Source organism: Saccharopolyspora shandongensis (assembly GCF_900106995.1).
In the GTDB taxonomy this organism is placed as follows: Bacteria; Actinomycetota; Actinomycetes; order Mycobacteriales; family Pseudonocardiaceae; genus Saccharopolyspora; species Saccharopolyspora shandongensis.
Map to the genome: position 1 here is coordinate 1 of NZ_FNOK01000058.1, position 16,401 is coordinate 16,401.

Here is a 16,401-nt window from a genome sequence, read left to right on the forward strand (position 1 = left end):
GTCATGATGAGCTGGTCCTTTCTCCGGTGAGATTGGGGCTTCCGGCGGACGGCCGCACCGAAAGCAGGCCGTGCTGGGCGATGTCGAGGCCGTGCTGAGCGGCTTCCCACAGCTCTTCCTGTGACCGGTCCAGCTGGACGCTCGCCAGGCCTGCCTGCTGGATGGCGCCGATCACGGCGCCGGTCATCGCCGCCGCGGTGACCGGGTCGAGCTGGCCGGGGAACACCTTCAGCAGCTCACCGGCGATCCGCTGCTGCAGGTCCAGCAGCAGGTACAGCCCCTTGGCCTGGAGCGCCGGCGTGGTCAGCGCCAGCCGGGCCGCCGCCGAAAGCTCTACGGGCTCTCTGGCTGGAACCTTGGGCCGGCGGTGAGCGGCGTACGTCTGGATCGCCCTCACCAATACCTCGCCCGGGCTCTCCTCCGGCCGGCGTTCCGCGATCGCCCCGAACAGCACGTCGAAGTCGGGCTCGACGTCGTTGAACAGCACCTCGTCCTTGCTGCGGAAGTAGTTGAAGAACGTCTTGGGATCGACATCCGCCGCGGCCGCGATCTGCGCCACCGTGGTCTGCTCATACCCCTGCTCTTCGAACAACCTGACAGCCGCCATGACGATCCGCTGTCTGGTCAGCTGCTTCTTCCGTTCGCGCCGTGACTCTTGCACGGCCCCAACTTACATCTCATAGAAACTTCCAGCAACTGGAAAAATCTATGAACTGGAGTCAAAACAGGGAGCGCTAGGGGATCATCGAAGGAAGCGACATGTCGAAGTGAGCACGAGCCGCGCTCAGCGGCGTCCGCGACGACCGGGACCAGCTACGGCGGTGCTATGGCGGGGATGCAGTGGTACTCGTGCCTGTCACGCAAGCTGCGGCGGGTAGCCAAGGCATCGCGAACGCCCGTCCCCTGCGCCCCTTGCCCACGTCAGTCGCCGATCCGAAGCAACTCGAACCCCTCGACATACGTCGACACGACCGGCTCGGTGGCATCCTCCACGAATACCACCGCGCAGCATGACCTCTACGGATGGGATTTTCGGCAAGGGCAGGGGTTCAGAGCACCTATCGGTGATCACTGCGGATAGGGGCTCTGTGCATTCGAGGTCGTGCGACCGGTAATCGGGAAGTGAGAGGTTGTCTGACCGCCAACGTGCGCGACCATCTACCGTGAACTGGCGTAGTTGATCGACCGACCCGGGTTCCCGGACTGGTCTCTGGGGCCGCGTCGACGGTCGTGCTCGGTGGCGGCGTTGTGGCCTGTCGGGCCGGGTCAGGCCCGCTCGCTGGCTCTCTGCTGATCGGCGGCGTAGACCGTTGCGGCCGCCTGCGCCAGTTGCGCCCACACCGCGGCCTCGGTCAGATGAGCCTCTCGGATCTCCTCTGTGGAGTGTTCCTTCGCCTGCTGCAGGCTCTCTTCAGCTGACTTTGCGTACTCCTCGGGGTGCTTCATCGCGCACTCCTCATCCGATCCGCACTGACGTGGTCCCCAGTGCACGCTCCTGTCCTCTGCTGTTCCCGAGCGTAGTTCGGCACGCTGCTGGTTGCCCTTCGCCGAGCAACGGCGGCACTCGCGTGACGGCTGCGCGCATGGGTACTCGTGTGGGGACGGACTAGGTGCCCGCCAGTGCAGAGGCACGATGCGTCTGCGGCCACTCTGCGCTGAGTTTGGGCTCGCGAGTGCACCCAGGAAGGCGGGTGTCGATCGGTCGTAAGGGGGCGGGCGATCATGACTTCCGATGCGCCGCCCACTGGTGGTGGGAGGTGCTCACGGCGGTGGTCTTCGCGGGAATGTTCACCCAGCTCGCCTTCATCGGGCATGATGCCGGGCACCGCCAGACCTTCCGCACCCGCCGGGCGAACGACCTGGTGGGGCATGTTCACGGGTGTCTCATCGGGATCAGCTACGGCTGGTGGGTCGGCAACCGGCGCCACCATGCCAATCCGAACCACGAGGACGCTGATCCCGATATCGAGATCCGGGCTCTGGCGTTCACCGCCGAGCAGGCCCGCGCCAAGCGCGGCATCGTCCGGTGGATGGCGAAGTACCAGGCGTTCCTGTTCTTCCCGCTGGTAACCACGTTCTGCTCGTACGTCCGCGCGCATCCGACGACACGGGAGGGTTTCTGGTGAAGGCCGCCACCGTGGTTCCAGGCAGGCCGGAGTTGTCGGCGGTCACCGAACTGCCCGATCCCGTGCCGCAGCCGGGGGAGCTGCTGGTGCGTGGCCTGCTGGTGGGGTTCTGCGACATTGATCGTGATGTCACCGAGCGAGCGCACGGTCTCTTGCCGCCGGGGCAAGACCGGATGGTTCTCTTTCACGAATCTGTGGGTCGGGTGGTCCACGCGCCCTCGATCAGCGGCTTCCAGGAGGGCGACTACGTGGTGGGAGTCGTCCGGCGTCCAGACCCGCAGCCGTGCGAGGCGTGTACCGCCGGGCAATGGGACTTCTGCCTCAACGGCGAGTACACCGAGCGCGGCATCAAGGAACTGGACGGATTCGGTGCTCAGCAGTGGACGGTCGAGCCCCAGTTCGCGATCAAGGTCGCTCCGGCGCTCGGTGATCTGGGAGTGCTGACCGAGCCTGCATCGGTGGTGGCCAAGGCGTGGGAGCAGGCTGACATGATCGGCAGACGAGCCTATTTCGCTCCCCGTCACGCGTTGGTGACCAGCGCGGGAGCGATCGGCCTGCTCGGTGCTCTGCTCGGCGCGCAGCGCGGCCTGGACATGCACGTTCTCGACCACGCCACCGAGGGGCCGAAACCGGATCTGGTGCGCGCGCTGGGCGCTACCTACCACACCTCGCTGGACGATCTGGGCTGCGAACCGGATGTCGTGATCGAGGCGACCGGATCCGGACAGGTCGTATTCGAGCTGCTGCAACACACCGCGCGCAACTCCATCACCGTGCTGACCGGCAGCACTGGCCACCACCGCACCGTGCCCTTCCCAGCGGCGGCGATCGACAACGAGTTGATGTTGGACAACGACGTCGTCCTGGGCAGTGTGAACGCCAACCTGCGCCACTACAACCAGGCCGTGCAGGCGTTGACCGGTGCGGATCGGAACTGGCTGGGCTCCCTGATCAGCCGCCGGATCCCGCTGGGCGACTGGACCGAAGTCTTCGAGGCGGGCCCCGACGAGGTGAAGGTCGTCGTCGACCTCCAGGCCTGAGCTCGATGAGCCGACCCGGGGTGCTGCTCGACGGCAAGCTGTAGTCGTAGTCCGGCTGCGTCGGTGTGAAAATCAGAGCGAGGATCGAACATATCGGGGTCCGATGGTCGAGGAACGTGATACCGAGTTCGTGACCCGAGGTGGGCACGGCGGGATTGCGCGGCTGCAGTCGAAGGCCGAGGCGCGCCTCGGCCTGCTGGCCGCGGGCTTGCAGGAGTACGCGATCTTCGTGCTCGATGCGGCCGGTCGGGTGGATGGCTGGGATGACGGGTCAGAACGCATCATGGGCTATCGCAGCGAGGAGATCATCGGGAAGCACTTCTCGGTGTTCTCCCCGGCGGAACCGGGCGTCGCCGACCACGCGGAATGGCAGCTGGCTCAGGCCGCCGAGCTCGGCAGTCATGTGGACGAAGGCTGGCTCCTGCGCCGGGACGGCACCCGCTTCTGGGCCCACGTGGTGATCATCGCGCAGCGGTCGGCGGAGGGCGGCGTGCGGGGTTTCATCCAGGTCACCCGTGATGAGACCGAAGCCGGTGCCCGGCAGCAGCGGTCGAGCCGGCGGTTCACCGACCTGTTCGACCTGGCCCCGGCCGGTATCGCCTTGTTCGATGCATCCGAGCGCGTGCTGGATGCCAACGAGGCGCTGTGCGGCCTGTTGGGCTACCGGCTGCACGACCTGAACAACATGCCCGCCGCGGGCCTGCTGCACCCGGACGACCGGGGCGCAAGCCTCCTCGTGGACGCCGCGGCAATGGATGCACCGTTGAACCGGTCACGGGTGCACCAGCGGGTGCTGGTGCGTTCGGATGGCCAGGCTGTGCACTGCGATGTGCACAGCGCGGCGTCGGTGGCAGACGACGGAAGCCGGTTCTGGCTGGTGGTGTTCCAGGACATCACCGAGCGGCTGCGCCAGACTGAGGCGTTGCGCTACCAGGCCACCCACGACGATCTGACCGGATTGCTCAACCGCACGGGCCTCAACGAGCTGCTCGACAGCTTGCTGCACCGGGGCGCTGAACAGGTCGCGGTGCTGTTCTGCGACATCGACAACTTCAAGCGCGTCAACGACGCGCTGGGCCACGAGGCTGGCGACGAACTGCTCACGGCGTTGGCGCGGCGTCTCGTGGACGGGCTGCCGCCCGGATGCACGCCGGCCCGGCTTTCCAGCGACAAGTATCTGATCATCTGCTCGGACGTCGACGCCGTGGGGGGCCTGGAAGCCTTCACAATGTGGGTGGCGGAGCTGCTGCGCACGAGCGTGCCCGTGCGCGGGCACCCCGTCGCCGTGTCGGCCTCGATCGGGGCCGCGATGCTCGACCGGGACACCGTCGGCGCGGATCTGCTGCGCTATGCCAACGCGGCGATGTTCCACGCGAAGAGCCGGGGGCCAGGGCGGGTGTCGCTGGCCACTTCCACCATGATCGCCACGGTGGAGGAGCAACTGGGCCTCGAAGAACAACTGCGCGCAGCAATGGAGACCGACTCCCTCATCCTGCACTACCAGCCGATCATGGCCGGTGACCGTTCCGTCGTGATGGCCGAGGCGCTGGTGCGCTGGCCGCATCCCGACCGCGGCCTGCTCTCACCGGAGGTGATCCTGCGCGTGGCCGAGCAAGGCAACCTGCTGCGCGGACTGGACCGGTGGGTGCTGCGCACCGCCTTGCGCGAGGCGACCAGCTGGCCCGTCCGGAATGGACACCCGGTGGCCATCGCGGTCAACCTGGTCGATCTGCTGCCCCACGACCCGGAATTCGTCGACGAGATCACCGCGATCATCACCGAAAGCGGCATCGACCCGCACCGCGTGGTTCTGGAAATCGTGGAAACGTCCTTGATCGACCTGCCCGCGCGCCCCCGCGAAGCGATGGTCGAGCTCGCCGAACGCGGAGTGCGCTTCGCCCTGGACGACTTCGGCACCGGCTACTCCTCGCTGGCCCGCCTCAAAGACCTTCCCGCGCAGATCATCAAACTGGACCGCCAGTTCGTCTCCGGTGTGGAAACCGACGTGGCCGACGTCGCCATCGCCCAAGCGATGATCGGCATGGGGCACGCGATGGGACGCAGCTGCGTCGCCGAAGGCGTCGAAAAAATCGGCCAGTTCCGTGTCCTCAGCGACCTCGGAATCGACTTCTACCAAGGCTGGCTGTTCTCCCACCCGCTCCCGGCCGACCAGCTCCGCGCCTTCCTCGAAAATCCACCCACCCGGGAACCGGAGTAGGAATGCGCCAGCCCTCCGGGCTGCATGAACCGGCGGGCTGGAAGAGGCCGCCTGTCTAATCGGGGTCCGTGGTGGTCCCGGAGATCATGCGGGATTCGTCGCTTCGGGCGACGTTGATGCGGCGGGGTTTGGCCTGCTCGGCTGCTGGGGTGCGCAGGGGCAGGTGGCCGGCCAGTCGGCGATCGGGCACAGGTTCACCACCGGCGGGTAGCGGCCGGTGTCGAGCTGGGACACCCAGGCCGCGCACTGGCGCGTCCGTGACACTCGTTGCAGCACACGGTTTTCCCGCTGTCCGGCCTCGATCAGCTCGCTGATCGTCACGGGCGCAGCCTGCCGCAGATGTTCAGGAAACTCTGTCTGCACCAAGTTTCCGCAGTTCAGACGGATCGATTCACTTGACTTATGCTCTGAACGGGCGTGTACTAAAAGTGCGGTGAATCGATTGAGAGGGTCGGTGAACCGAAGGGGCGATGACGCGACAGCCCCGAAGGAATGCATGGTCCAACTCAAGGACGTTCGTAGTCCTGAGCCCCGCCGGAAGTTCTGGAGCAGGCGGAGTCCAGAAGTGCGAAAGACGCTCGTCAAACTCGAGCTGGCGTTCCGGTAAGGGCCTCCGCAGCTGCGGAGGCCCTTTCATACGCCACCCACGCCCCGTTGCGGCAGTGGAACACCGGCCCCGAGGATTCGTCAACGGACGCCAGGTACGCCTCGAATGCTTCCACGCACTCGATCAGCACACGGTCAGCCTGACGGACCCGAGCGGACACCGCATGGTCCTGTTGCTCGTCCCGCGGAGATGACCGAACTTCGCGGGAACGCGGTCCTGGCCAAAGCGTCCGAACAAGACAGCGTCGCCTCTCCCCACGACCTGCTGGCCGATGATCCGTAGCCAACCGAGGACTCACCGGAAGCCCGTTGGGAAAACGACGGCGGCCACCTGCTCACGGTCCAATAGACCCGCTCGGCGGAGGAACGGATCGGCGGTCTAGCACTGCTGCGGCACCGATGGTGGCGCGCCGACGGCGTGCAGGTGCCGCAGGACCAGTGCGTAGGAATGGAACAGGCCGCACTGGCTGTATGACACTCCGCGGCTGGCGCAGAATTGGCGCACAAGCGGCTGGGCGTGGCGCAGGTTCGGCCGCGGCATGCTGGGGAAAAGGTGATGTTCGATCTGGTAGTTCAGGCCACCGAGCAGGAAGTCCACGAACCGGCCCCCGCGAACGTTGCGGGAGGTGAGCACCTGCTTGCGCAGGAAGTCCAGCTTGTCGGCCGCGGACAGGGTCGGCATGCCCTTGTGGTTGGGCGCGAACGCACAGCCCATGTACACGCCCCACAGCCCCTGATGTACCGCGATGAACGCCACCGCCTTGAGCGGTGACAACACTAGGAACACCATCACCAGGTAGCCCACCACATGAGCGGCGAGCAGAGCGGTTTCCACTCGGTGCGCCTTCACCTCCCGCCGCAGCACGGCCCGGATGCTGCGGACGTGCAGAACGATCCCCTCCAGCATCAGGAGGGGGAAGAACAAGAACGCTTGGTACTTGACCATCCACCGGAGAGCGCCGCGCTTGGTGCGAGACTGCTCGGCGGTGAACGCCAGCGACTGAATGTCGATGTCGGGGTCGGCATCCTCGTGGTTCGGATTGGCGTGGTGACGCCGGTGCTTGCCGACCCACCAGCCGTAGCTGATCCCCGTCAGACAGCCGTGAACACGACCCACCAGATCATTGGCCCGGCGGGAGCGGAAGATCTGGCGGTGCCCGGCATCATGTCCGATGAAGGCCAGCTGAGTGAACACTCCCGCCAAGACCACCGCAGTGATCAGCTGCCACCACGAATCACCGAGCAAGACGAACGCCACCGCGCCGACCGCCAGCACCGCGCCGTTGAAGGCCATCTTCACCGCATAGTAAACGCGGCGAAGATCGAGCAAACCACGCTGCTTGACCATCTGAACCAACTCGGCGAAGTCACTGCCCCGCCCTGTGCCCGCGCCGCCGGGACGTGCGTCGTCCGGTTCGCCCGCGGTCTCCACGGCGTCACCCGAGCTACACCGCCGGGCCCGCCGTTGTCCGCCGGCATCGGGCGCTGCATCGGAAGTCATGATCGCCCCCACCAGTCCTATGGCCATCTCGCCTAGCGACTCCCACGCCCCCATGGGTGTGCTCAGCAGCCTAATCCCGGCCCAGAACCACCGCAGGCGACTGCTTGTTCCGCAAAGACCGAGGACACCCCGAAACCATCAGCACACCGGCACCTCTGCCACGTATCACCACAGGAGTGTCAGTGTTGGCCAACAGACCCAGTTCTTCAGCGTCCACGGGACCTGTTGAAACGGACCGAGACCGCAGCCATCGTGCCCAGCCGGCTCTCGAATGCGCATCTGCCACAAGCGTCGCCGTGCATGGAGGGATCTGTCCTTGCCGGACTAGAATTCTGCTCAGCAGTCGACTTGCACCGTGTGTCAGCAGGGACGTCACCCCGCCATCAAGAGCGCACCTGAGGCCACCATCCGGGAACGGCAAATCCCATCCCCAGGGCTTGTGTTCGGAAGGAGGTGTGCGATGCCGGTACTGCAGTTCGACCCGTTCCGCGACATCAACCGGTTGGCCAACGAGGTGCTCAGCGCGGCCCGTGCGCCGCAGCCCATGCCGATGGATGCCTACCGCCGCGGTGAGGAGTACGTCGTCGAGTTCGACCTACCAGGCATTGAGGGCGAGTCTCTGGAAATCATCGCCGAGCACAACACACTGACAGTGCGTGCTCAGCGCAGCCCGACCGAGTCCAGTGGTTCGGAAGTCAGCTGGGTGGTCGCCGAACGCCCCACCGGCACGTTCGCCCGGCAACTGCATCTCGGCGGAGCCCTGGATGTCGACCGCATCCAGGCCGAGTACCGCAACGGGGTGCTGACCCTGCGGATCCCGGTAGCCGAGCAGGCCAAACCCCGCCGCATCAGCGTCGGCCGAAGCGACGAACCCCGCACGATCGCCGGGCCCACCGAAGACTCCGACGGCTAAGCAGGTCGGCTCTCTTCCAGCGGACCACCGTGCCGGCCCGACTCTGGGACTGAGGATGAGACCCAGGCGTGTACTGGGAGGCGCGAGCCCGCGGAACGCTGCCGACCGCGGAGGTCCCAGAAATAAGCCGAGCAGAGAGGGAGGCCCCGGCGGGTGTGGCGCAAACGCGAATAGCCCACAGCGATCCCCCTCGACCGGCAGCCGCACTGAAGCTTGCGGCTACCGGTCGGCTCTGAAGGGCCCTGCTGGAGCTTTGTAGGGCCGTACGCCCCGTGTCATCCACAGCTCGCTGCGTGGAGACTCTGCGACGCACAGTCATGGGAAACGCCCGGGCGCTGCCCGCATCCGATCAGCCGGATGCGAGCCGTGCGTCACGTGCGGTAGCGCGCGCACCGGGCACAGGGAGAACGGGTGGCTGGGAAATCCATGCCTGGCCTTCATTCGACTGCAGCCAACGACATAGCTCCTGGTTGATGATGTCGTCGTACGTCGCGTGTCAGGGCGCGCGCCGTGACCTGATGCCGAGGCGTCGGCGTAGCGTGTCGGCCGAGATCGGACGTTGGTACAGGGCCCAATGCTCGGCGTCGAGCCGACGCGCTTCCTCCTGCAGCGGATCACGGTCATCGCCGTGAGACGCATCGGAGGCTGGTGCCTCGCTATCGGTGCTTTTGACCAGGCATCTCGTTCACAGCCGTGCATGGCGCCAGCACTTTATCCGCCGTGTTCTTCATGTCCGTCGACTCACCAAGCTCGTCGAAGAATACGGAGGCACGGCACCGGCGTCGGCTCTGGTGGGCCTAGGGCAGAAAGGCATTGGTCCGGTTCTGCCGTGTTGCCGCAGTCTGGCGTGGTGAGGACGCCGTGCGATGGCGTGGCCCCGGGGCGTGGCCGATGGGCGGGGCGTGGATCGCTCGCACGGTGACGAACGGCCGCCGGATCCGAGGTAGCAGTTCGGGGGGTTCGATGATCGGGTCGGATCTCGGCAACGGCTCGCGCGTCGTCGTGCCGCGCCGGGAGGGGTATGCGCCGCTGCGGGACTACGCGGCGCTGGGCGATGGCCGGACCGTGGCCCTCCTCGCCCGGGACGGCTCGGTGGACTGGCTGACGGTGCCGGACCTGGATTCGCCGACGGTCTTCGGCGCAGTGCTCGACGCGCGTCGGGGAGGCCGTTTCGCGCTAGAACCGGAGCTGCCCTACCAGGTGAGCCGCCGCTACCTCCCGAGCACGAACGTCGTGGAGACGACGTTCGCCACGGCCGAGGGCGTGGTCCGGGTGACCGATGCCTTGACGCTGCCCGGAACGGCGTTGACGCCCACCCGGGAACTGGTCCGCAAGGTCGAAGGGTTGTCGGGAGCGGTGCCCATGCGCTGGTGCGTGCAGCCCCGTTTCGGCTACGGCACCGCGGGCCTGCGCATCAACCAGCGAGCAGGCGTACCGGTGGCGTCGGCAGGCACGGACGCGGTGGCCGTGTGCACGTGGGGTGCGGGCGAGCCGGTGTGCTCCGGTGCGGAGATCGCAGGTGCCTTCGAGGTCCGGATGGGTTCGCAGGCCGATCTAGCGCTGAGCTTCGCGCATCAGGAGCCGCTGGTGGTGCCCGCACGTTCGGAGTGCGCGGCGCGGCTGGAGCAGACCGGCCACCAGTGGCGGGCCTGGCTGCGGGATCGCCCCGGCGCCGGGCGCTGGCAGGAAGCCGTGACGCGCAGCGCGTTGGCCCTGAAACTGCTGGTGTTCGCCCCGTCGGGGGCAGTGGCCGCCGCTGCGACCTCGTCGCTTCCCGAGGAGATCGGCGGCGGGCGCAACTGGGATTACCGGTTTTCCTGGCTGCGGGATTCCGCCTTCACCCTGGACGCCTTCCTCGCGCTCGGGTGCCCCGACGAGGCGCAGGCCTACTTCTGGTGGCTGATGCACGCCACCCAGTTCACCGAGCCGCGCCTGCGCCCGCTGTACCGGCTCGACGGCGGTGTCCGCGCACCCGAGCACGTGCTCGCATTGGCCGGGTACCGCGGGTCGGCGCCGGTGCGGGTGGGCAATGCCGCAGTCGAGCAGCTGCAGCTGGACACTTACGGCGAACTGCTGCAGACGGCCTGGCTGTACGCGACGGCCGCCGGCCGGCTCGATGCCGACATCGCGCGGCGGTTGGCGAGGGTGGCCGATTTCGTGTGCGCGAGCTGGCGGCAAGCGGACGCGGGGATCTGGGAAGTCCGCAGCGCGCCCCAACATTTCACCCAGTCGAAGATGATGTGCTGGATCGCCCTCGACCGCGCGCTGCGCTTGGCCGAACGAGGGCTGCTTTCCCGCCGGCACGCACGCGCGTGGCGGCGCGAGCAGGATGCGATCGAGGATTTCATCGAAACGCGGTGCCTGAGCGAGGACCGGAGCAGCTACGTGCGCAGCGCCGGCGCCGAGGAAGTGGACGTCAGCGTCTTGCTCGGCCTGCTGCGCGGTTATGCGGGTCCGCAGCATCCCCGGCTGCACGGCACGATCGAGGCCATCCGCCGCGACCTGGCACGCGGACCGTTCGTTTACCGCTACGGCGGCGACGACGGTCTGGAGGGGGCCGAGGGGGCGTTCGTGGCCTGCTCGTTCTGGCTGGCCGAGGCCGTCGCCCGCTGCGGCCACGTCGAAGAGGCCGCGGAGTTGATGGACCAACTGGTCGGGCTGGCCAACGACGTGGGCCTCTACAGCGAGGAGATCGACCCGGCCACGGAGGAGTTCCTGGGGAACATGCCGCAGGGCCTGACCCATCTGGCGTTGATCAGCGCGGCTTGTGCGATCACGGAACAGGCGGTGGCGCGGTGACGATCTGGGGAGCGCTCGCCGGCGGGTTCATCGGCACCCTGGTGCTGACCACGGCATTGCGCGCGGCGAACGAGTTCAAGCTGACCCGCATCGACATCCCCTTCCTGCTCGGCACCTGCCTCACGGTCAACCGCTCGCGCGCGAAAGCCCTCGGCTACCTGGCGCACTTCCTCTTCGGGGAGCTGTTCGCCCTGGGCTACTACGGGCTGTTCGTCGCGCTGGGAACGAGCAGCTGGTGGTTGGGAGCGTTGTTCGGTCTGGTCCACGGCCTGTTCGCAGGCACCGCGCTGGTGAACCTCCTGCTGCCGGCGGTGCACCCGCGGATGGGAACCAGCCTGACCAGCGCTCCCCGCACCGCGCTGCTCGAACCGCCGGGGTTCCTCCTGCTCAACTACGGGGTGGTGACACCGGTGGTCAGCCTCCTGGGGCATGTCCTCTACGGCGCCCTCGTCGGCGGATTCATCTCCTACTCCGGCTGATCTGCTCGCCGCCTCGACGAGACAGCGGTGAGGTCTGGTTCCCGGCGGCCCGGCGGGTTAGGGTTCGGCCACGGTACTTAGGACGGCTAACGGGAGTGGCATTGGCGGAGATCACCAGCACCCAGCACGCGGTCGCGGAACTGACCGCGGACGGCATCGCCACGGTCACCATCCGGAACGCGAAGGTGCTCAACATCGTCGGCACACCCGTCATCGAGGACGTGACGGCCGCGATCAACGGGCTCGCCGACCGCACCGAGGTCCGGGTGCTGGTGCTGCGGGGGACCGGCGAGCAGGCCTTCATCGGCGGCGCCGACATCAACGAGATGTCCACACTGGACCGGGCCGGCGCCGAGAAGTTCATCGACGGGCTGAGCGGCCTGTGCGAGTCGGTGCGCCGGTTCCCGGCCCCGGTGATCGCCCGGATGCCCGGCTGGTGCCTCGGCGGCGGCCTCGAGGTGGCGGCCGCCTGCGACCTGCGGATCAGCAGCAGCGACGCCCGCTTCGGGATGCCCGAGGTCGCGGTCGGCATCCCGTCGGTGATCCACGCCGCGCTGCTGCCGCGGCTGATCGGCACCGGTCGCACCGCCTGGCTGACCCTCACCGGCGATCACATCGACGCCGCCACCGCGCTGTCCTGGGGCCTGGTGCACGAGGTGTGCGAGCCGGACGCCCTCGACGCCGCGGTCGAACGCATGGCGCGGAAGTTCGTCGAGTTCGGTCCGGCCGCGGTGCGCCGGCAGAAGGAACTCCTGCGGTCCTGGGAAGACCTGCCGATCGACCAGGCCGTCGCGAACAGCGTCGCCGAGTTCGGCGCGGCCTTCGACACCGGCGAACCGCAGCGGTACATGTCGGAGTTCCTGAACCGCAAGCGGTCCTGACCCGGTCACGAGCCTTCGGCGAGCGTCCACGCGCGGTTGCGGGCGTGCTGGCCGGCGGACACGAGCTGCTGCCAGCTTTCCCTGTCGATGCCCCGGATCTCGCCGAGCAGCCGCAGCGCCTCCGGCACCCGGCCGTCCGGCCGGTGCGGGTGGACCGCGATCGCTGCCAGGTCGCCGCGCGCGGTGAACAACGCTTCCGGGTCGAGCCGGTCGATCGCCGGGCGCTCCGGTTCGGCCGAGCCGGAGCGCACCGCGCGCAATGCGGCCAGCAGCGGTTCCCGGTCGCGGCCGCGCAGCCTGGTGAGCAGGAACGGGTCGGCGTCCAGTACCGAGGCCAGCACGTAGTGCACCGCCGCGGCGTGCGCGCACGGCTCGATCTTGCTGGTGCAGCTGCACGTCGAGCCGAGTTCGCCGGTTCGCGGGAACAGCGACAGATCGACTTCGCGCAGCGTGTCGTCGACGTCCTCCGGCAGCTCGCCCTGCAGCAGGGCGGCGGCGTGCCGGAGCTGACCGGCGAGCGCCTCGACGGCCGTTTCCCAATCTGCGTCGGAGAAAACCGGCAGCATCAGGACGATGTCGTGCGCCTTGCCGCGCCCGTGCACCTGGGCCCGGATCCGGCCCGGCTCGACGACCAGGTCCTGCACCGCGCCTTTGCGCGCCAGCGATCTTCCGTGCGGCAGGCGCGGATTGGGGTAGGTGGCGCCGAGCGACTCCAGCGCGCGTCGCCAGCGCCGACCCCACCACGTCGCACCGAAGGATTCCGTCCGCTGCTTGCCGCTCATGACTGGTCCGCCTCTCCGCGATTCACAGTGGTGGTTGCGTTCAGCCCGATCTCCCGTTGCGTGGTTTCTCGTGGCTGGTTTGCGTCACGGTCCCCTGGGGTGCGGTTGAGGAGGACTGAGGTTGACACAGGGCTACTCATGAGTCCTCCGTGGACAGTTCGACGATTTCGCGCAGCGCGTCGTCGGTCAGTTCGGCCAGCCACGTCTCGCCGCTGCCGATCACCGCGTCGGCCAGGGCGCGCTTCTGCTCCAGCAGGTCGGCGATCCGCTCTTCGAGCGTCCCGTGCGCGACCAGCTTGTGGACGTGCACGCGGCGGGACTGGCCGATCCGGTGTGCGCGGTCGGTCGCCTGGTCCTCCACCGCCGGGTTCCACCACCGGTCGTAGTGCACGACGTGCGTCGCGCGGGTCAGGTTCAGGCCGGTACCGCCCGCCTTCAGGCTGATGATCAGCAGCGGTGGGGCGGTGTCGTCGTGCTGGAAGGCGTCCACCATCGCCTGCCGCCGCGCCGTCGGGACGCCGCCGTGCAGGAACGGCACCGCGGGCAGGCCCAGCTCGGCGGCCAGGTGCTCGGCGAGCAGCTCGCCCATCGCCCGGTACTGGGTGAACACCAGCGCCCGGTCGTCGGCCGCCACCACCTCGGCCAGCATCTCGGTGGCGCGGGTGAGCTTCCCGGAGCGGCCCGGGAGCGGCCCGGTCTCGCCGAGGAAGTGCGCGGGGTGGTTGCAGATCTGCTTGAGCGCCGTCAGCAGCTTGAGGATGCGCCCGCGCCGCCCGATGCCGGCGCCCAGGCCGTCGTCGAAGGTCTCCCGCACCGTCTTCCGGTACAGCGCGGCCTGCTCCTCGGTCAGCGTGCAGGTGACCACCGACTCGACCTTCGGCGGCAGGTCGGTCGCGACCTCGGTCTTGAGGCGGCGCAGCAGGAACGGCGCGACGACCGAACGCAGCCGTCGCGCGGCGTCGGCGTCCTGCCAGCGCTCGACCGGCACCGCGAACCGCTCCTTGAAGCGGGAAGAACCGCCCAGCAGGCCGGGATTCGCGAAGTGCATGATCGACCACAACTCGGTGAGCCGGTTCTCGACCGGCGTGCCGGTCAGCGCCACCCGGGCGCCCGCGCGCAGCCGGCGGGCCGCTTGCGCGGTCTGCCCGGCGTGGTTCTTGATCTGCTGCGCCTCGTCCAGCACCACGACCTCCCAGTCCACTTCGGACAGCAGCGCGGCGTCGGTGCGCAGCAGGGGATAGGTGGTGATCACGACGGAGCCGGGGGCGAAGTCCTCGGGCGTGGTGGGTCGCCGCGGGCCGTGGTGGCGCACGACCGGCAGCTTCGGGGCGAAGCGGTTGAGTTCGCGCTGCCAGTTGTCCACCACCGACGTCGGGCACACCACCAGCTGCGGCCGCGCACCGGCGCGGGCGGCCAGCAGCGTGATGGTCTGCAGCGTCTTGCCGAGCCCCATGTCGTCGGCGAGCACCGCGCCGAATCCCAGCTCGGCCATGCTCTGCAGCCAGGCCGCGCCGCGCTGCTGGTAGCCGCGCAGCGTCGCGTCGATGCCGACCAGCCGTGGTTCTCGAGACGGTTCGCCGAGCCGCTCGACCAGCGCCCGCAGCCGCCCACCGGCGGACACCTCGACCTCGCCGAGCTCGGTCGCCCGGCGCCCCTCGAGAACCGCCGCCAGCGCTTCGGACTCCGACAGCGTGTGCGTTTTTCCAAGCACGGCACGGACGTTCTTCGCCTCGTGCACGTCGACGCGCACCCAGCGGCCGCGCCAGCGCACCAGCGGGCGGCCCGCCGCGATCAGCTCGTCGAGCTCGTCGGCGGTCAACGCCTGGTCGCCGATGGCGGCCTCCCAGCGGAACCGGGCCGAATCCGGGGAGTGGAGGCGGGCCCGCAGGCGGCGCACCCCGGTGAGATCGGTCGGCACGTCGACGGCGATGCCCGCGGCGGTCAGCTCGGCCTCGCCGGTGGCCAGGAACGCCGCCGCCTGCGCGACGTCCAGCAGGGCTTCGGTCGGGCGCTGCTCGGACAGCGCCGCGTCCAGTGGCGGGAAGATGCGGGCGGCCTCGGCCAGCCCGCGCACCAGCGAATCCTGTGGTGCGCCGATGGAACCGCCCGGCAACCGGAGTGTCGCGGAGCCCGCCGACCAGGCCCGCGCGGCCGGCACCGACACCGTCCGGTCGCCGGTGGCCTGGAGGTGGAAGCTCAGCGCCCAGGGCGTGCCGTCGTCGGCGGGCACCTCCAGGCGCAGGCGGAGCCGGCCACCGAGCGGACCGGCCGGACCCGCCGGAAGCGGCCGGGCCCAGGCCAGGACCTCGGACCTGGCCGGCTCGTCGAGCCGCACTGCAGGATCCGGGCCGGTCAGCGCGGTGACCCAGCTGCCTCCCCAGGAGCCGTTCCCGGCGATCGCGGTGCTCCGCGCGCACGCGTCCGCGACGGCGTCGCCGAAGGCGGCGAGGAGTTCCGCAGCGGTCCAGAGCGCGTCGCCGCGGCGCAGCGCGTGCGCGGCCGGGGGCAGGGACTCGGCGAGCGTGGCGAGCCGGTCGTCGTGCGGGTTCGCCAGGCGCCAGCAGGCGACGTCGTCGCGAACCTCGGGCACGAGGTGTCCGGCGGCGACGTGCTCCAGGGCCAGTTTCGCGGCGACGCTCCAGGCGATCAGCGAGTCGCCGGGGCGGCGCCAGCCCGGCCACCGGTCCGGGCTCGGCAGCGCCGCCAGCGGCGCGAGCGCGTCGCCGACCGGGATCAGCACGGCGGGTACGTCGGCTGCCCCGACTCCGCGTCCGGACGGCAGGACGGTCGGCAGTTCCCCTTGTGCACCAAGGGAAAAGCCGAGTTCGGCCGCCGCCTCGGACGGGTCGTCGGTGCCCCACAGGGCGAGCTGCCCGGCGGATGGTAGCGGTCCGTGCGGCCGGAAGGTCGCCTGCAGTCGCGCCGGGATGCCGGTTCTTCTGGTGCTTGCCGGAGCGGTAATGGGTGTCCTCCATTCAGGCCGGTCGGCGGGCACAGTTCTCCCCCGACCGCGATGCCACGATTTCCCCGCTGCCGAACAACGGTACCCAAGAATC

The 16,401-nt window shown here is 68.8% G+C and carries 13 protein-coding genes; 7 read left to right on the forward strand and 6 right to left on the reverse strand.

The genetic code is table 11. The features are described 5' to 3' along the window. Position 1: 1 nt before the first annotated feature. Both BLW84_RS37750 and BLW84_RS37760 read right to left on the reverse strand, forming a co-directional pair. Complete coding sequence (locus BLW84_RS37750; RefSeq protein WP_093275831.1) at positions 2-661, reverse strand: TetR/AcrR family transcriptional regulator; 660 nt, start codon at positions 659-661, stop codon at positions 2-4. 605 nt (positions 662-1,266) lie between these two features. Next, on the reverse strand, positions 1,267-1,446 hold the full coding sequence (locus tag BLW84_RS37760; protein ID WP_093275833.1) for a hypothetical protein: 180 nt from the start codon (positions 1,444-1,446) through the stop codon (positions 1,267-1,269). Between the two features lie 245 nt (positions 1,447-1,691). Here BLW84_RS37760 and BLW84_RS37765 point away from each other — a divergent pair, with 245 nt between their 5' ends. From BLW84_RS37765 to BLW84_RS37775, 3 genes are all read left to right on the forward strand, one after another. After that, positions 1,692-2,126 (forward strand): fatty acid desaturase, encoded by a 435-nt coding sequence (locus tag BLW84_RS37765; RefSeq protein ID WP_425441813.1) that lies wholly within the window; start codon positions 1,692-1,694, stop codon positions 2,124-2,126. Continuing rightward, positions 2,123-3,166: a glucose 1-dehydrogenase gene (locus BLW84_RS37770; protein ID WP_093275836.1), complete on the forward strand. Its 1,044-nt coding sequence runs from the start codon at positions 2,123-2,125 to the stop codon at positions 3,164-3,166. The genes BLW84_RS37765 and BLW84_RS37770 overlap by 4 nt, the downstream gene beginning before the upstream one ends. A 103-nt stretch (positions 3,167-3,269) precedes the next feature. Next, positions 3,270-5,384, forward strand: coding sequence for a putative bifunctional diguanylate cyclase/phosphodiesterase (locus BLW84_RS37775; protein WP_093275838.1), 2,115 nt, complete (start codon positions 3,270-3,272; stop codon positions 5,382-5,384). An 84-nt stretch (positions 5,385-5,468) separates the two neighbouring features. Here BLW84_RS37775 and BLW84_RS46795 read toward each other — a convergent pair whose 3' ends face one another. Next, positions 5,469-5,705 (reverse strand): hypothetical protein, encoded by a 237-nt coding sequence (locus tag BLW84_RS46795; protein WP_143061245.1) that lies wholly within the window; start codon positions 5,703-5,705, stop codon positions 5,469-5,471. A 664-nt stretch (positions 5,706-6,369) separates the two neighbouring features. After that, positions 6,370-7,338 carry a fatty acid desaturase family protein gene (locus BLW84_RS37780; RefSeq protein ID WP_245761666.1) on the reverse strand — a complete coding sequence of 323 codons (969 nt, stop codon included), beginning with the start codon at positions 7,336-7,338 and terminating at the stop codon, positions 6,370-6,372. A 613-nt stretch (positions 7,339-7,951) separates the two neighbouring features. Between BLW84_RS37780 and BLW84_RS37785 the strand changes: the two genes are divergently transcribed. The 4 genes from BLW84_RS37785 (at position 7,952) to BLW84_RS37800 (ending at position 12,563) form a co-directional block, all read left to right on the forward strand. Beyond that, on the forward strand, positions 7,952-8,404 hold the full coding sequence (locus BLW84_RS37785; protein ID WP_093275841.1) for an Hsp20/alpha crystallin family protein: 453 nt from the start codon (positions 7,952-7,954) through the stop codon (positions 8,402-8,404). 963 nt (positions 8,405-9,367) lie between these two features. After that, a complete protein-coding gene (locus BLW84_RS37790) occupies positions 9,368-11,203 on the forward strand; it encodes a glycoside hydrolase family 15 protein (RefSeq protein WP_093275843.1) in 1,836 nt (611 codons plus the stop codon). Beyond that, a complete protein-coding gene (locus tag BLW84_RS37795) occupies positions 11,200-11,682 on the forward strand; it encodes a hypothetical protein (protein ID WP_093275845.1) in 483 nt (160 codons plus the stop codon). The genes BLW84_RS37790 and BLW84_RS37795 overlap by 4 nt, the downstream gene beginning before the upstream one ends. A 95-nt stretch (positions 11,683-11,777) precedes the next feature. Then, the gene (locus tag BLW84_RS37800) at positions 11,778-12,563 is read left to right on the forward strand and encodes an enoyl-CoA hydratase (RefSeq protein ID WP_245761662.1); all 786 of its coding nucleotides are present in this window, start codon (positions 11,778-11,780) and stop codon (positions 12,561-12,563) included. Positions 12,564-12,568: 5 nt separating this feature from the next. Here the strand turns inward: BLW84_RS37800 and BLW84_RS37805 are convergent, their stop codons facing one another. After that, complete coding sequence (locus BLW84_RS37805) at positions 12,569-13,345, reverse strand: SWIM zinc finger family protein (RefSeq protein ID WP_093275851.1); 777 nt, start codon at positions 13,343-13,345, stop codon at positions 12,569-12,571. A gap of 136 nt (positions 13,346-13,481) precedes the next feature. Then, the gene (locus tag BLW84_RS37810; protein WP_245761663.1) at positions 13,482-16,340 is read right to left on the reverse strand and encodes a DEAD/DEAH box helicase; all 2,859 of its coding nucleotides are present in this window, start codon (positions 16,338-16,340) and stop codon (positions 13,482-13,484) included. Positions 16,341-16,401 lie beyond the last annotated feature (61 nt).

Excerpts from the sequence above, each read along its gene's own strand:
- BLW84_RS37790 (WP_093275843.1), top strand. The coding sequence starts at position 9,368 with ATGATCGGGTCGGATCTCGGCAACGGCTCGCGCGTCGTCGTGCCGCGC.
- BLW84_RS37785 (WP_093275841.1), top strand. The coding sequence starts at position 7,952 with ATGCCGGTACTGCAGTTCGACCCGTTCCGCGACATCAACCGGTTGGCC.
- BLW84_RS37775 (WP_093275838.1), top strand. The coding sequence starts at position 3,270 with ATGGTCGAGGAACGTGATACCGAGTTCGTGACCCGAGGTGGGCACGGC.
- BLW84_RS37760 (WP_093275833.1), bottom strand. The coding sequence starts at position 1,446 with ATGAAGCACCCCGAGGAGTACGCAAAGTCAGCTGAAGAGAGCCTGCAG.
- BLW84_RS37780 (WP_245761666.1), bottom strand. The coding sequence starts at position 7,338 with ATGGTCAAGCAGCGTGGTTTGCTCGATCTTCGCCGCGTTTACTATGCG.
- BLW84_RS37805 (WP_093275851.1), bottom strand. The coding sequence starts at position 13,345 with ATGAGCGGCAAGCAGCGGACGGAATCCTTCGGTGCGACGTGGTGGGGT.